The sequence below is a fragment of the Parapedobacter lycopersici genome (genome assembly GCF_024643285.1).
In the GTDB taxonomy this organism is placed as follows: domain Bacteria; phylum Bacteroidota; class Bacteroidia; order Sphingobacteriales; family Sphingobacteriaceae; genus Parapedobacter; species Parapedobacter lycopersici.
The window spans coordinates 39,806-55,148 of sequence record NZ_JAMSLW010000005.1; the positions used below are offsets into that span (position 1 = coordinate 39,806).

Here is a 15,343-nt window from a genome sequence, read left to right on the forward strand (position 1 = left end):
CCGGAGATATTAATACCGGAATTCCCGCACCACTTCAACAGCATACTTTACGTGATCAAACGGGATATCCGGCATGATGCCGTGTCCTAAATTAAAGATGAATCCCGGTTGTCCGCGCATCCGCTCGAACAGTTCCGTTATTTTGGTTTTGATTACACGCTTATCCGCATACAGCACAAAGGGATCTAAATTTCCCTGTACGGCCACACCTTGCGGCAGACGGTCTTTAAGCTGGCGCAGGTCTGCATTCCAGTCAACCGACACAACGTCGGGATTCGCCTCCGCCATCAGCGGTGCAAATACAGAACTTCCTTTGCAGAACGAGATCACGGGAATATCTTTCCGGTCGATTTTGGCGATAATTTCAGTATTATATTGGTGTGCAAAATGCTGATAGTCATCCCACGACAGCGCCATTGCCCAGCTGTCAAAGAGCTGTACTGCATTTACGCCCGCCGCAATCTGCATGTTCAGGTAAGCTATCGTGACATCCGTAATTTTCTGCAGCAGCAGGTGCGCCAGCTCGGGTTCGTTGTTCAGGAGCAGCTTGGTCCGCTTAAAATCTTTGGAAGACCCACCCTCTACCAGGTAGCTTAGCACAGTGAACGGTGCCCCGGCAAAACCGATCAGCGGAATACGGCCCTGCAGCCGCTGCTGGATCACCTTTATTGCGTCCGCCACGTATTGTAGCTTAGGCAGCACATCGGTTTGCAGGGCTTCTGCCCCTGCCCTGTCCCTGACTGGATTAGCAAACCGGGGGCCTACCCCATCTTCAAAGCTCAGTATGCCGCCCATGGCCTCGGGGGTAACCAGTATATCGGAAAATAGAATAGCGGCATCTACGCCCAGCAGATCCACGGGAAGCATGGTAACATCCGCGGCAATTTCCGGCGTTTTGCACATTTCGAGAAAGGAGTACTTATTTTTGATTTCCCAGTATTCCTTCATAAACCGGCCAGCCTGGCGCATCATCCATACAGGCGGGCGTTCCGTCTGCTGCGAAAAGGCAGCACGTATCAATAAATCATTCTGCAGTTTGTTTGTCACGATTGGTCTTTAGGTATTTCGTTTTCTATTTTGTTAATGATCTGTGCTATTCGCGAGGTTACTTCCAGTTTACGGGCCACTGCGATGTAGGCCCTGACCCGTTCATAATCCTTTTTATGAAGATTAATATTAGCCAGGTTTACCAGGATAATGGCCTTGTCATTGGGCCTGCGGAAAGGCAGCCTTGAAGCAATCTGGAAATGCCTTTCAGCCGCGTCGTAATCGCCTGCTTTTAACGCCAGGTTGCCGCTCATGAACTCGTAGTAATTACGCCTTTTTTTACGTAGGTACTCGGGCTTCTTTATATCTGCGAGCAGCCGCTGTGCTTTTTCAAAATCATGCTGCTGGAAAGCCTGTGAGGCAAGAAAGACCGTGCCTTCCCTGAAATGGCTCCAGATCAGGTACCCCATTCCGCCTATGATGAGCGCGACCGACTGGTAAACATGGGCGTAAATGGCATAGATTAACAACAGTAAGGCAAGCAATAATACGACGATACGTACCTTGGTCGTCATCATAGCTGCTGGGGATTATCGGTAAATTTATACCCTACCCCGCGTATCGAGTGAAAATAAACCGGGTGTTTCTGATCGGGTTCGAAATATTTTCTGAACGTAAGGATGAAATTATCAATAGTCCGGGTGGAAGGGTAAACATCATAATTCCAGACCGTCTCAAGTATCTGTTCACGGGAGACGGCTTCGTTTCGGCGTTCAATCAGCAATTTGAGCAGCATGGTCTCCTTTTTAGTCAACGACGTAACCGTTCCATCGACGTGGTGGAGTTCATAGGAATTGAAATAGATGGTTTTGTCGCCGATCTGGTACGAGTTGAGTTCCTTGAGCTCCTCGCCCTTCATACCTCGGCGCACCAGGATGCCCACGCGTAGAATCAATTCTTCCAGGTTAAACGGCTTTACCAAGTAATCATCAGCTCCTTTCTTAAGGCCGGTAATACGGTCCTCACTGCTGTTTTTAGCGGTTAGGAACATAATAGGCACTTCCGAGTTCTGCAGCCGTATCGTTTCTGCCACCTGGAACCCGTCGATTTCAGGAATCATGACGTCCAGTATCACCAGGTTAAACCGTTCTTCTTTAAATACCTTTAGGGCTTTTTTACCGTCGGTGGCCGTAGACACCCGGTATCCCTCCAACTCCAGGTTGAGTTTAATGGCTTCCAATAAGTGCTCCTCATCTTCCACCAATAAAATCCGTTGCTTAGTTTGCTGCATAATGGTTATTAAATATGACTTCAAAAACGCTTCCTGAGGGGCTATTGTCTTTTACTTTAATCTGTGCCTGATGTTTTTCCAATACCGTCTTCACAATATACAGTCCCAGGCCCGTACCCTTGGTTTTTCGGGTTTCTTCCTGTCCTACCCGATAAAACTTATTGAAAATACGCTTCTTTTCCTCTTCTTTGATTCCAATACCATGATCGGCCACCGAAAACAGGACGTTTCCATTGTCTTTTGCTAACCTGACAAATACATGGGCGCAGGGTGGTGAATACTTCACTGCATTTTCAATGAGGTTGGTTACCGCATTGGTCAGGGCAAACCGGTCGCCTTCGATATACACCTCCTGTTCCAGCTCGGTCTTGATGACCTGCGAAGTGCAGGAATGGATTTGCAGCCGGTCGGATACATGCTGTACCAACTCGGTCAGGTTAATATCTTCCTTTGGAAAATTAGGCCGGATACCTTCCAGCTTGGTGGCAATGAGCACATTTCCCACGAGGTCGTCCAGCCGCTCAATGTCTTTTAACGAATTGGATAAAAACTGCTCCTGCTGTTCTTTATTCAAATCGCGCTTTAGGATGGTCTGGATGTACAGTTTGATGGAAGCTAACGGCGATTTAAGTTCGTGGGTAACGGCCAGCAGGAAGTTTTGCTGTTGCTTCTGGAGTTTATGTTCCCGTACAAAGGCCTTTTTCAGTTTCAATGCCCCGACGAGGAAAATCACCATAAAGAAAATTCCCTCGCCAATGATCATCGACTTCCGGTGTGGCTGGGTTTCAATAAGCAGCACACCCCACCAGACTAACTGTGCTGAAGCATAAAAAAGCAGGAAATAAAACAACACTATTGGTTTCCGCATATTAAACTCCTGAAAGGCAATCACAAAAGTATCGATTTATAGCCGTTAAAAACAAATGATGGGCTACATTATGACAATATTAAGAAAATTGCCCAGGGCGGCCGGCATAGAATGTATTATCTTTGCCCCCGTGCAACCACGGAATAAAACGGATATCTTCTTCGATCTGGACCACACGATCTGGGACTTTGAAAAAAACGCGGAAGAAACCCTGATGGAGCTTTTTGACACCTACCGTTTCTGCAACCTTGGTATACATGGCCCCGACCGGTTTATTGAAACCTATAACCGGAATAATCATCGTCTTTGGGCGATGTACCATCATGGGAAAATAAGTAAAAAAGAACTCCGGGAGGCTCGTTTCGCCGACACATTTAGGGAGTTGGGGATCGATCCGAAACTGTTTCCAAGTTCTTTTGAGACGGATTATCTCCGGTTGTGCCCACAGAAAACGAACCTTTTCCCGCATAGCCATGAGACGCTCGGGTACCTGAAAGAAAAATACACCCTGCACCTTATTTCGAACGGGTTTAATGACGCTGCACAGGTTAAGGTAGTTAAATGTGACCTGAAGAAATATTTCAACACCATGGTGATCTCCGAGCTGGTTGGCGTACACAAACCGCACCCGGAGATTTTCCATTATGCCGTGAAGCATGCAAACACGGATATTGCGAAAAGCGTCATGATAGGTGATAGCCTGGAAGCGGATATACAGGGAGCCCAGCGTGTGGGCATGGATGCCATTTATTTCAATCCCTGCGATGCCACTGTTCCGGAATATGTTACGCAAAGCATCCGTAGCCTCGATGAACTGACACGCCTTTTTTAAAACCGGCGCAGTGCGGCTTAAGGGATGTCGAATTGCCTGCTCCTTAAATGCTATTTCAGCTTCTCGTTGTTTTTATGCCGCTCGCCATCACGGATGGCTTTCTTGGCGAAGTTTTTTTCCAGCGCGTCGGTAAGGTCAATTCCGGTCTGGTTGGCCAGGCAGACCACTACAAATAATACATCGGCCAATTCATCGGCCAGGTCCACCTGTTCATCGGATTTTTTAAACGATTGTTCCCCATACTTCCGCGCCATGATCCGGGCTACCTCACCAACTTCTTCCATCAGCATAGCCGTATTGGTTAATTCGTTAAAGTAGCGGACACCTGTTGTGTTAATCCATTGGTCTACCCGCAATTGTGCTTCCTTGATCGTCACGTTTTTGTGTTTAAATAGATGTGGCCGGTAAGGCGACCGTCCCTAGTGATTATCCCTATCTTTGGTATCCATAATGATGGTCACCGGGCCGTCATTTACCAGCGAAATTTTCATGTCTGCGCCAAATACTCCCCTTTCCACCGGTTTACCGAGGTGGCTGGAAAGGCAAGCCGTCAGCTCCTCGTATAACGGAACGGCGTGGTCTGGTTTAGCCGCACGGATAAAAGATGGCCGGTTACCTTTTTTGGTCTGTGCAAAAAGCGTGAACTGCGAAATCAATAAAATGTGGCCGCCGATATCATGAATGGACTTGTTCATCAGCCCCTGGTCATCACCGAAAACACGCAGATTCGCTATCTTCTGTGCCAGCCACTCCAGGTCTTCCCGGCCGTCGTCCGCTGTTACCCCGACCAGCACCAGAAATCCCTGCTTGATCGCCCCGGTCATACGGCCTTCCACGGTACAGGAGGCCTCGGTCACCCGTTGGATTACGGCCCTCAACGATTCAGCGCGTTATTTTTTGCCAATGCGATACAACCTTCCGCCATCAGTAATGGCATAAAGCGCACCATCCACTCCCTCAATAATGGCGCGGAAACGCTGGCCTTGGTCTGCAAGCAGGCGTTCCTCACCCACGACTTTATTATCTTCAATCACCAACCGGGCAATATGGGTGCCGCTTAACGAGGCAACAAACAGGTTGTTTTGCCATTCGGGAATTGCATTTCCCGCATAAAACGTGATGCCACTGGGTGATATCGAAGGATCGTAGTAATACACGGGCTGTTCCATTCCCTCCCGCTGCTGGATGCTATCACCGATTTTCTTGCCGCTATATTCAATCCCATAGGTAATGGTGGGCCATCCGTAGTTTTTTCCAGCCACGATCCGGTTGATTTCATCCCCTCCCCGTGGGCCGAACTCGGCTTCCCACAGGTCACCTGTTTCCGGGTGGATGGCCAATCCCTGCACATTCCGGTGGCCGTAAGAGTAAATCTCGGGCCGTGCATCCGCGCGCCCCTCAAACGGATTGCCGGGAGCCGGGCTTCCGTCTTTGGTAATCCGGATGACCTTGCCCAGTCCCGATTTGAGGTCCTGGGCCTGTGGCCTGGTTTCCAGGTCAGAGCGTTCTCCCGTACTCAGGATAATATTGCCCGTACCGTCGAATAGGATGCGCGAACCGTAGTGCAGCCTTCCGTCATAGGCCGGTGAGGCACGGTAGATTACCTGTACATTTTCCATCGTCCGTTCATCGGCCGACAGCTTGCCTTTGCCTACTGCCGTAACGGTGCCGTTCGATGTATTGTCAGAAAAGGTCCAATAGACCATGCGATTTGATTCGAAACCCGGGTCTATAGTGACCCCCAGTAACCCGCCCTGTCCGTCTGCATTCACTTTCGGCAGGCCCGTGATGGCCTCGCCCAATGCACCATCCGGCGCAACGATCCGCATTGTACCTGCTTTTTCGGTAATTAAAAAGCGGCCATCCGGCAGGGCAGCAATTCCCCACGGGCTTTCCAATGCTTCAGTGAGTACGGTGACCCCATAATCAGTGGCTGTTTTTACGCCTCCGATACGGGTCTGTCCCGCAAAAGCCGGCTGATAGTCGCTGTTCGGAGCATTGGTTTCGACTGGCGCAAGCGTCGAATCGGCACCGGCATTTTGCCCGTCCGTGCTGGGAGACGAATTGCATGATGTAGCCAGCACCATGAATGTCGAAGCCACTCCCAACAGTTTAAATGTGTTCGTCATACCGCATAAGTTTTCCGTAAAAGTAATAAGTACTTACCAGTAAAACCAACAATAAGTTTCCAAAATCGTTTTATCAGAATTTCAGGTTCAGTCCCAATAAAAAATTAGCGGTTGCCTGCGGGAAATAATAATTGAAGTGCTCGCGGGCACCTGCTTCATTGATATATCCCCAGGTGTAGCCATTTGCCTCATATTTTTCATTGAAGATATTATTGATCAGCAGGGTGAGGCCTACATTTTTTATCCCCTTGAATTTCATATTATAGGCCAGCCTTACGTTGTTGACGAAAAAGGCATCCAGGCTCCGTTCCACCGTCGAGGTATTATCCAGGTATTGGCGGGAAACGTATTTACTTATTAAGGCAATCTCTGCATTGGTGAACGGCTGATAAGCAAGCTCACTGGAGCCAACGAACGACGGGGACATGGCGATGTTTGTACTTTTGTAAAAAATCTCCTGCTGGCTTTGGTAGTCATACAGGTCGACGTATTCTGTAAAATTCCTGATCTTATTGCGGCTTACTGCGGCCGTTACCGACCAGGTAAGCGGTCTGACAGGCTGCCATTGCCCATCCAGTTCAAGGCCGAGGCGGTAACTGTCGGGCACATTTTGCCGGATTGCACTGCCTACATCATTAATCTGTCCGGTTACGATAAGCTGGTCACGGTACAGCATGGCATAACCATTGGCCCCCAGATTAAAGTTACGGCCCGTTATGCGGTAACCCGCTTCGACATTTTTGAGGCGCTCGGGCCGGGGCCGACTGTTGGTTGACGACTCCGTATAGTCTTTACGGATCGGCTCTTTGTTACCAATGGCTAACGATGCATATACGTTACTGTTGTTATCAAACTGATAACTTACCCCAACCTTAGGGTTGAAGAAATTGAGGTAATCCGTTTGATCAAGCTGAATCAGGTTGCGATCGAACCCTAAAAAAGTATATGCCACGCGACGGTACTGGAAATCCGCAAAAAGGTTAAGTTGATCGATGCGGTACTCGGCTTTACCGAAAATATTGAAATCTTTTTTCACCGCATCGTCTTCATAATACCGGTCGCCCAATGCGCTATTCGACGCATATTGCGCCCAGATCACCTCACCGAAATGCTTGCCGCGGTATTCATTATATGCGCCCCCAAGCGTGAGATTTAAATTAACGCCGGTTTGGTAGTTGAGTGAATAAGTAAGTCCGTAGAAATGGTTATCAAGCCACCTGCGGCGAACCAGATCGGTCGCTGTAATGGTTTCACCGCCGATGGTTACATCTTCCAGTCCGTAGGATTTGAACTCATCATCTTCCCGGTATTCTTCATAATACCCTGCGCCCCGGGTATAGTGCAGCGCCGTGTTCAATGTCAAATTGTCGGCAAGTGCATTGGAATAGTGCAGCTGATAATGGGTCTGCGTATAATTATCGGTCTGGCCTTCATAGGTAAATTCATTGTAGGTCCGGTCTGTCGCCAGCAATGCCTCCGGAACGCCATTCCAGGCCTGATAAGTACGTTCCTTTCCTGAAAACACATTGGCCCGCAGGAGGCTGCGCTCACCATGCCAAGCGCCGCTTAAAAAGAAGGATTTCAGGTCGGACGATGCCCGATCTATGTAACCATCGCTCTTGACCCGCGACAGCCTGCCGTCGAAGCTGAATTTATTATTGATCAGTCCCGTGCCCAACCTGACTGTGTTTTTCAGCGTGTTGTACGATCCGAAAGAATTGTCCAGCTCCGCGTAAGGGTCTTCATTAAGCGTGGTTGTCTGAATATTGATACTCCCACCGAATGCTCCCGCCCCGTTGGTGGACGTTCCAACGCCCCGCTGAATCTGGATATTATCTACCGAAGACGCGAAGTCGGCCATGTTCACCCACACCACCGCCATACTCTCAGAGTCATTCAGCGGAATGCCGTTTATCGTTACGTTTACCCGTGTGGCGTCGCTTCCGCGGATGCTCATACCTGTATAGCCGACCCCTGCACCGGCATCGGAGGAAACAACCACCGACGGCGTCTGGTTGAGCAGAAAAGGCAGGTCCTGCCCGATATTATTTTTAGCGATATCTTCCTTGCTGATGTTTTTATAGGTCGTGGCCGTCTGCTCGCTGGCCCGGGTGGCCTGGACGATCACTTCATCCGTAAGCACGTTGCTGCGCCGCATTGAAAAACGGGTTTGCTCGTCGTCATTAACGGTAATCTCGCGGGCCTGGGTATGAAACCCCACAAAGCTGACCTGCACTTCATAGGTTCCGGGGGCGACGTTACGGAATACCGCCAGACCGGATTGATCGGTATGGACAGTGGACAGGGTGCCTGTTAACTGTACGGAAGCACCGCTTAAAACTTCATCATTTTCATTGGAAACGACTTCGACGGTGAGCGAATGTTGGGCCAAAGCAGTACCCATAAGCACGAAAAACGCACCGGTTGCGATTAAATTTTTAATCATTTAAACTATTGTTTTTTTAGTTAAACATAACTACTGCAAGGGGTTCGCAGTGGTTGTCCTTATTTAACTTACCTTCCCTACGCCGGCATTATCCGGATCAGGTGCTCCCAATATATATCGGGATGGGTATAATCTCAGCCTTAATTTGTGTTTGATTGAACCAAACAAGGCACCCCTATATGATGGGGGCAAAGGTAAGCATAATTTCACAAAAACCACTTAATTTATAAACATTCTAAATATCTGTGTTTGACACATTTTTGACATACTACTGGTACCATATGTTGTACTTTTGTTACCGAAAAATTAAGTGAGCGGAATACAACCTTGAAAAATCTCAAAGTCATAGCATTCACCCATAAGCATGTTGAGCTGAAAGATTTGGGCAATTTGGTGATTTGCAATGAAGAGCTGGAAAGCCGGCTGATTCATCTTAAGCATAGCTTTGATATACCCGAAATATTTTACATCGGCACATGCAACCGTGTGGAATTTGTTTTCTACGGCCCGCACGAATTGACTCCGGGTTTTATCAAGGACTTTATGCACAGCCTTAATTTTTGCGTGCCGGCCGAGCGCCTGGAGTGCTTCCTCGGTCAGGTAACCACCTATGAGGGTTTGGATGCACTGAACCACCTGTTCCGTATGTCCTGCTCGCTTGAGAGCCTGGTTGTTGGTGAAAAGGAAATTCTGGCACAGGTTCGCAAAGCGTATGAGCGCTGCCGAAAAAGTGGTTTTACCGGAGATTTCCTTCGACTGATGATGGAACGCCTGGTCAAAACAGCTAAGGAGGTATATACCCATACCCGAATTTCCCGCAATCCGGTTTCCGTGGTTTCGCTTGCGTACCGCAAACTCCGGGAAATCAAACTGCACGAAAATCCACGGATACTTATTATCGGAGCCGGCGAGACCAACCAGAATATCGCCAAATACCTACTCAAACATAAATTTTCGAATTTCGTCGTATTCAACCGTACCCTGGAAAATGCACGGGCGCTGGGTGCAGAGCTGAATGCACAAACCTACCCGCTGAGCGAACTGGGGAACTACAACGGCGGATTCGATATCCTGATTACCTGTACCGGAGCGCCCGAAGCCATTATCGATCAGGACACTTATCAGTCACTCCTTAACGGTGAAACTGACAAAAAGGTGATTGTGGACCTGGCTGTGCCAAATGACATCCACCCCATTATCCTTGAAAATTATCCCGTTCATTATATCGAAGTTGGCGGCCTGCAGGCAATTGCGTCTAAAAATCTGCAGGAGCGTTACGACGAACTGGTTCATGCCGAGCAGATCATCGCCGACAATATCCGTGACTTTTTACCGGCATTGAAACAACGCCGGGTAGAACTGGCCATGCGCCAGGTCCCGGAAAAGGTAAAAGAAATTCGCGCATTGGCACTTAATGAGGTTTTTGCCAACGAAATAGGAACCCTGGATGCCAATTCCAGGGAAGTGCTGGAGAAAGTGATCGACTACATGGAAAAGAAATACATTAAGGTGCCCATGGTGATGGCAAAGGATATATTGGTAAAGACCAACCATACGGATCTTAACTGATCCACATCATCGCACCTGCCCAATTTCGTGTATATTCTTGGTAATCTTTTGACATATCCGTTCGGATAATGCTTTAATTCACTAATTTTGGCTATGATAATTGCGGAACCTTTGACTGAAAATGAAGTATCGGCAACCCCACTTGTAGACCGTACACTGATCATCGGCACCAGGGGCAGCGAATTAGCCTTATGGCAAGCCAACTATATTAAAGATAGACTGGCCGAAATCGGCGTACCCGCCGAGCTTAAGATCATCAAAACCCAGGGTGATATTGTGCAGCACCTGCGGCTTGATAAGCTGGAGGGGAAGGGCTTCTTTACCAAAGAGCTGGAAGAAGAGCTCCTCAGCGGGGGTATTGATTTGGCTGTGCATTCACACAAAGATCTTCCGACCGCCCATCCTGAGGGCCTGATGATCGCGGCCGTATCAAGCCGGGAGGATCCTGCAGAACTGCTGATTATTCATAAAGATTGTGTTGATTTCAAAAAACGGCTTGTCCTGAAACACAATGCCATTGTAGGGACATCTTCCAACCGCCGAAAGGCCCAGTTGCTGGCTATGCGACCCGACCTTGAATTCGATGACCTGCGCGGGAATGTGTTGACCCGTATTCAGAAACTCCGCGATGAAGACTACGACGCCATTATGCTGGCTAAAGCGGGCATCACCCGCATTGGCGCCGACCTCAGCGATTTCCATGTAGAAGAACTGCCGCCTACCGAAATTATACCGGCCCCGGCACAGGGGGTACTGGCCGTCCAGATCCGGGAAAGTGATCACAGCCTGTACAAAATCCTTCAAAAAATACACGATACGGAAGTTGCGGCTACCATCGCAGTTGAACGTGAGGTATTGCGGCTTTTTGACGCGGGATGCCACGCACCACTGGGTTGCTATTGCCAGAAAAACAACGGCAAGTACGAGGTCTGGACATCCAAAGCCGACGAAGATAACGAATTTCCGGACCGCCTGTTTTTAACTGCGGCGGAAAGCGAAGGATTGGCCGAACGAGTGGCCGCCAAATACAATAAAAGCCGAAAATTACCAAGCCAGGTATTTATCACGCGTGATGTAGCCGAAAACAGCTACTTCCACCGTGCCATGGCAAAACACGGTATCAGCGTAGATGGACGGTCTCTGATCCGGATCTTCCCCATCATCAATAAGCTTGATCCTTTTATTCTAAAATATGTAGACTGGATTTTCTTCAGCAGTAAAAACGGTATTGAGAACTTTTTCAAACTTGAACCTCGGCTCAGCAAACGGACAAAGTTTGCGGTTATTGGCAGGGGTTCGGAAGAGACGTTACGGCAATACGGGCATGCCCCGGATTTTTCGGGCGAACAGCAGGGCATCGACATGAAGAAAATTGCCGATGAATTCGCAACGATAGCGGCCGGCAAGACCGTGTTGATCCCCCGGGCAAAAGACTCGCTGGAAACTATTCAAAAATCACTCCACGCGGACACCAAAGTCATCAATTTGCCGGTTTATCAAACACGCATTGATACCGACGTTTCCAAATCAAATGCCGATGTGCTTATCTTCACCAGTCCTTCCAATGTGGAGGCATATTTTGCGGACAACCTCGTAGAACCCGGGCAGCAGATCATCTGTATCGGCCATTCCACAGGGCAGAAAATCGAAGAGCTGGGACTTTCCTACACCCTTCCGTATTCCCCGGACGAGATTGGCTTGGCCGAAGCTGTATTTGGACTGGACTATTAACGGAAGGCATTGTTCCCTGATCGTCAAAATGGCATTTCTGCAGTGGCGATCCGTGAGCGTAAATAAAAATAATTGTACGTATGTTGATTAGACCAAGAAGGAACCGCAAATCTGCGGCGATACGCAATATGGTGCAGGAAACCCATATTACGGCTGCTAATCTTATTTTTCCATTGTTTATCATTGAGGGGACAAACGTCAAATCAGAGGTGGCGTCAATGCCGGGTATTTACCGCTACTCCATCGACAACCTGTTGCGCGAAATTGAACAATGTATGGAGTTGGGTTTACAGGCGTTTGACCTTTTCCCCAACATTGACGAGTCGTTAAAAGATAAATACGCAACAGAGAGTACCCGGGAAGGGAGCCTCTATCTGCGGGCTATTGCCGAAGTAAAAAGCCGCTTTCCGGAAGCATGTGTCGTGACCGATGTGGCCATGGACCCCTATAGCAGCGATGGCCACGATGGCATCGTGGAAAATGGAGAAATTCTCAACGATGAAACGCTGGAAGTGCTGGGCAGGATGGCATTGGCCCATGCGCAGGCAGGGGCGGATATTATCGCACCCTCCGACATGATGGACGGTCGAATAGGCCATATCCGAAACGTATTAGACAATAACGGATTCACTTCGGTGTCCCTCATGTCGTATACAGCAAAATATGCCAGTGCCTTTTACGGCCCGTTCCGCGATGCACTCAATTCGGCGCCAAAGCATGGCGACAAGAAAACTTACCAAATGAACCCCGCCAACCAGCGGGAAGCCTTAATAGAGGCTGAGCTGGATATGCGCGAGGGTGCGGATTTCCTGATGGTGAAACCGGCCCTGGCCTACCTGGACATCATCAAATTGCTTGGTGACAAGTTCGAGTTGCCTATTGCGGCCTATAACGTCAGCGGAGAGTATGCGATGATAAAAGCCTCGGCCCGCAATGGATGGCTTGATGAACAACGGGCAACCATGGAGGTACTGACGGGAATCCGGAGAGCCGGCGCCACCGCGATACTCACCTATCACGCCAAAGAAGTGCTGGAGAAAAAGTGGCTATAGCAAACAAACAAAATAAACCATGTTAAATTCATTGAAGAAAGCCTTTTCCACGCAGGAAGAAGGTACGGTAAATAACGGCAAAAAGGGCGATATTTCAAGGGAAACATCAGCCAGGTTATATGAAAAGGCCAAGCAGTATTTTCCGGGAGGTGTAAATTCGCCGGTGAGGGCTTTCAAGTCGGTATATGGAACACCGCTCTTCATTGAACGGGGCGACGGCTGCTTCATCTGGGACGCGGACGGCAATCAATTCATTGATTTCTGTTGTTCATGGGGACCGTTAATCCTGGGACACAACCATCCCAAAATCAGGGAAAAAGTAGTTAAAACAATGGAGAATGGGTTAAGTTTCGGCGCACCCACCCGGCTGGAAAACGAACTTGCCGAGCTGATTCTCAAAAACAATAAATACCTTCAGAAGATCCGGTTCGTCAGTTCCGGCACCGAAGCGGTGATGTCTGCCATCCGGCTGGCCAGGGGCTATACGCGCAAAGACAAGATCATTAAATTTGAAGGCTGTTATCATGGCCATTCGGATTCGCTGTTGGTTAAAGCGGGCTCGGGCCTGGTTACTTTTGGTGAAACCTCATCAGCCGGGGTACCCCGGGCATTTGCTGATGAAACCATTGTCATTCCATTGAATGACCAGCAGGCCATAACCGAAGCGTTTGCTCAATTTAGTGGTCAGATCGCCGCTGTCATTATTGAAGGCGTACCTGCCAATAATGGCTTACTATTGCAGGACAGGGAATACATTCATTTCCTGCGCACCATCACACGCGAAAATGAAGCGTTGCTGATATTTGACGAAGTAATTACCGGATTTCGACTGGGATTTGGCGGTGCAGCAGCGTATTATGAGGTCCAGCCCGACATCGTTACCTACGGAAAAATAATCGGCGGAGGCATGCCTGTCGGGGCTTATGGTGCATCCGACGAATTGATGAGCCACATTTCTCCGGACGGGGGGGTGTATCAGGCTGGTACGCTATCGGGAAACCCGGTGGCCATGGCAGCCGGCATTGCCCAGCTGACCGAACTCAAAAACAGTGGTTTTTATAAAAGCCTGCATACCAAAACCGATGAATTTGTAGCAGCCATTCAACGCTATGCTACCGCCAAAAACTACAAATGCAGGATATTCAGTGTCGGATCTATTTTCTGGTTTGCATTTACCGACAAAACATCAATCAAGGCGGCCGGTGATATTGATCCTTCCAGCATGGAACTTTACAAAGTCTTTCACCGGGAGCTGCTCAATAGGGGGGTTTACCTCGGACCATCCGGTTATGAGGTTGGATTCGTATCGGCAGCCCACAGCAAAATGGAGCTGGAAAAGACGAAACGGGCTGTTTTCGAAAGTCTGGACGAAGTGTTCCGACCGAATAAATAACCTGAAAATTAGTATATGTGCCGGTTAAAACCCGACGCTTTTTAACCGAAGGCCCGCAGTTTCATCCAGGCCAAAAAGCAGGTTCATGTTTTGCACTGCCTGACCGCTGGCCCCTTTAAGCAAGTTGTCTACGATACTGATGATAAACAGCTTGCCATCATGCTTCTCCAGGTGAATGATACATTTATTGGTATTTACCACCTGTTTAAGATCCACATTTTCCGTGCTAAGATGAGTGAACGGATGCGTCGCATAATAGGATGTATACAACGCGTATGCTGCTTCTTCAGAAAGATCGCTATTGACGTATATAGCAGATAATATTCCTCTTGGAAAATTTCCCCGCTGCGGGATGATATTGATCCGTTGTTGTGCTCGTTGAAGCAAAGATCCACCCGATGCAGGCAGGAAACCCGGCTGCAGCTGCTCCAGCGACTCACTGATTTCCTGTAAATGCTGATGATCAAATGCCTTATATACTGAAAGATTATTGCTGCGCCAGCTGAAATGCGAGGTAGGTGTCGGTTTCTGGCCCGCCCCGGTGGATCCGGTAGTGGCATTGATATGGACCTCTTCCGGCAATAATCCACTGGCCGCCAATGGGAGCAACGCCAACTGGATGCCTGTCGCGAAACAGCCCGGATTAGCAACGTATTGTGCAGTCTGAATAGCTTCTCGTTGTAATTCCGGCAAGCCGTATACAAATGATTTCCCCTGATATGTGGTATTGGCGCTGAGCCGGAAGTCCTGTGAGAGATCAACAATCCTGATATGCGGCGCAACAGGATTCGCTTCTAAATATTTACGCGCATCACCATGTCCCACGCACAGGAAAAGTACATCAATTTCACTGTTCGTCTGATCAGTGAATTGTAAGTCCGTGTCACCAAGCAGATCGGTGTGTACATCGGATAGCTTGCGGCCTGCACTGCTCGCACTGTGGGCAAATACGATCTCCACCTGGGGGTGATAAATCAGTATCCGCAACAACTCCCCTCCGGTATACCCCGCAGAGCCAACGATGCCTACTTTGATGCTTGCCATT

Annotated in this window: 14 protein-coding genes; 5 read left to right on the forward strand and 9 right to left on the reverse strand. The window is 48.8% G+C overall.

Annotated elements, in window-relative coordinates:
* Positions 1 to 9: 9 nt before the first annotated feature.
* Genes hemE through NEV57_RS11190 form a run of 4 tightly spaced genes read right to left on the reverse strand, consistent with a single transcriptional unit; the run spans position 10 to position 3,146 of the window.
* Positions 10 to 1,047 (reverse strand): uroporphyrinogen decarboxylase, encoded by a 1,038-nt coding sequence (hemE, locus tag NEV57_RS11175; RefSeq protein ID WP_257658414.1) that lies wholly within the window; start codon positions 1,045 to 1,047, stop codon positions 10 to 12.
* Positions 1,044 to 1,565: a tetratricopeptide repeat protein gene (locus NEV57_RS11180; RefSeq protein WP_257658415.1), complete on the reverse strand. Its 522-nt coding sequence runs from the start codon at positions 1,563 to 1,565 to the stop codon at positions 1,044 to 1,046. The genes hemE and NEV57_RS11180 overlap by 4 nt, the downstream gene beginning before the upstream one ends.
* Positions 1,562 to 2,278: a response regulator transcription factor gene (locus NEV57_RS11185; protein ID WP_257658416.1), complete on the reverse strand. Its 717-nt coding sequence runs from the start codon at positions 2,276 to 2,278 to the stop codon at positions 1,562 to 1,564. Before NEV57_RS11185 ends, NEV57_RS11180 begins: the two co-directional genes overlap by 4 nt.
* Positions 2,265 to 3,146, reverse strand: coding sequence for a sensor histidine kinase (locus NEV57_RS11190; RefSeq protein WP_257658417.1), 882 nt, complete (start codon positions 3,144 to 3,146; stop codon positions 2,265 to 2,267). Before NEV57_RS11190 ends, NEV57_RS11185 begins: the two co-directional genes overlap by 14 nt.
* Positions 3,147 to 3,216: 70 nt before the next feature.
* Here NEV57_RS11190 and NEV57_RS11195 point away from each other — a divergent pair, with 70 nt between their 5' ends.
* The gene (locus NEV57_RS11195; protein WP_257658418.1) at positions 3,217 to 3,978 is read left to right on the forward strand and encodes a YjjG family noncanonical pyrimidine nucleotidase; all 762 of its coding nucleotides are present in this window, start codon (positions 3,217 to 3,219) and stop codon (positions 3,976 to 3,978) included.
* 50 nt (positions 3,979 to 4,028) lie between these two features.
* On the opposite strand, the gene NEV57_RS11200 is transcribed toward NEV57_RS11195, so the two are convergent.
* The 4 genes from NEV57_RS11200 to NEV57_RS11215 all read right to left on the reverse strand — a co-directional run bounded on the left by NEV57_RS11200 (position 4,029) and on the right by NEV57_RS11215 (position 8,553).
* The gene (locus NEV57_RS11200; protein WP_257658419.1) at positions 4,029 to 4,355 is read right to left on the reverse strand and encodes a nucleotide pyrophosphohydrolase; all 327 of its coding nucleotides are present in this window, start codon (positions 4,353 to 4,355) and stop codon (positions 4,029 to 4,031) included.
* Positions 4,356 to 4,397: 42 nt separating this feature from the next.
* Positions 4,398 to 4,856 carry a D-aminoacyl-tRNA deacylase gene (dtd, locus tag NEV57_RS11205; RefSeq protein WP_257658420.1) on the reverse strand — a complete coding sequence of 153 codons (459 nt, stop codon included), beginning with the start codon at positions 4,854 to 4,856 and terminating at the stop codon, positions 4,398 to 4,400.
* 12 nt (positions 4,857 to 4,868) lie between these two features.
* On the reverse strand, positions 4,869 to 6,107 hold the full coding sequence (locus NEV57_RS11210; protein WP_257658421.1) for a PQQ-dependent sugar dehydrogenase: 1,239 nt from the start codon (positions 6,105 to 6,107) through the stop codon (positions 4,869 to 4,871).
* A gap of 73 nt (positions 6,108 to 6,180) precedes the next feature.
* Complete coding sequence (locus tag NEV57_RS11215; RefSeq protein WP_257658422.1) at positions 6,181 to 8,553, reverse strand: TonB-dependent receptor; 2,373 nt, start codon at positions 8,551 to 8,553, stop codon at positions 6,181 to 6,183.
* A 327-nt stretch (positions 8,554 to 8,880) separates the two neighbouring features.
* Between NEV57_RS11215 and hemA the strand changes: the two genes are divergently transcribed.
* From hemA to hemL, 4 genes are all read left to right on the forward strand, one after another.
* Positions 8,881 to 10,122, forward strand: a complete 1,242-nt coding sequence (hemA, locus tag NEV57_RS11220) for a glutamyl-tRNA reductase (protein ID WP_257658423.1) — start codon at positions 8,881 to 8,883, stop codon at positions 10,120 to 10,122.
* A gap of 111 nt (positions 10,123 to 10,233) precedes the next feature.
* Entirely contained in the window at positions 10,234 to 11,853 is a 1,620-nt protein-coding gene (gene hemC, locus NEV57_RS11225) for a hydroxymethylbilane synthase (RefSeq protein WP_257658424.1), read from the forward strand.
* A gap of 80 nt (positions 11,854 to 11,933) precedes the next feature.
* Positions 11,934 to 12,905 (forward strand): porphobilinogen synthase, encoded by a 972-nt coding sequence (hemB, locus tag NEV57_RS11230; RefSeq protein ID WP_257658425.1) that lies wholly within the window; start codon positions 11,934 to 11,936, stop codon positions 12,903 to 12,905.
* 19 nt (positions 12,906 to 12,924) lie between these two features.
* Positions 12,925 to 14,298, forward strand: a complete 1,374-nt coding sequence (gene hemL, locus NEV57_RS11235) for a glutamate-1-semialdehyde 2,1-aminomutase (RefSeq protein ID WP_257658426.1) — start codon at positions 12,925 to 12,927, stop codon at positions 14,296 to 14,298.
* 24 nt (positions 14,299 to 14,322) lie between these two features.
* Here the strand turns inward: hemL and argC are convergent, their stop codons facing one another.
* Positions 14,323 to 15,342, reverse strand: coding sequence for an N-acetyl-gamma-glutamyl-phosphate reductase (gene argC, locus NEV57_RS11240; protein ID WP_257658427.1), 1,020 nt, complete (start codon positions 15,340 to 15,342; stop codon positions 14,323 to 14,325).
* Position 15,343: the final 1 nt, after the last annotated feature.

Bases quoted from the DNA above. Each gene is read 5' to 3' on its own strand.
- NEV57_RS11180 (WP_257658415.1), bottom strand. From the start codon at position 1,565: ATGATGACGACCAAGGTACGTATCGTCGTATTATTGCTTGCCTTACTG.
- NEV57_RS11185 (WP_257658416.1), bottom strand. From the start codon at position 2,278: ATGCAGCAAACTAAGCAACGGATTTTATTGGTGGAAGATGAGGAGCAC.
- NEV57_RS11190 (WP_257658417.1), bottom strand. From the start codon at position 3,146: ATGCGGAAACCAATAGTGTTGTTTTATTTCCTGCTTTTTTATGCTTCA.
- NEV57_RS11195 (WP_257658418.1), top strand. From the start codon at position 3,217: ATGACAATATTAAGAAAATTGCCCAGGGCGGCCGGCATAGAATGTATT.
- NEV57_RS11210 (WP_257658421.1), bottom strand. From the start codon at position 6,107: ATGACGAACACATTTAAACTGTTGGGAGTGGCTTCGACATTCATGGTG.
- NEV57_RS11215 (WP_257658422.1), bottom strand. From the start codon at position 8,553: ATGATTAAAAATTTAATCGCAACCGGTGCGTTTTTCGTGCTTATGGGT.
- hemB (WP_257658425.1), top strand. From the start codon at position 11,934: ATGTTGATTAGACCAAGAAGGAACCGCAAATCTGCGGCGATACGCAAT.
- hemL (WP_257658426.1), top strand. From the start codon at position 12,925: ATGTTAAATTCATTGAAGAAAGCCTTTTCCACGCAGGAAGAAGGTACG.
- argC (WP_257658427.1), bottom strand. From the start codon at position 15,342: ATGGCAAGCATCAAAGTAGGCATCGTTGGCTCTGCGGGGTATACCGGA.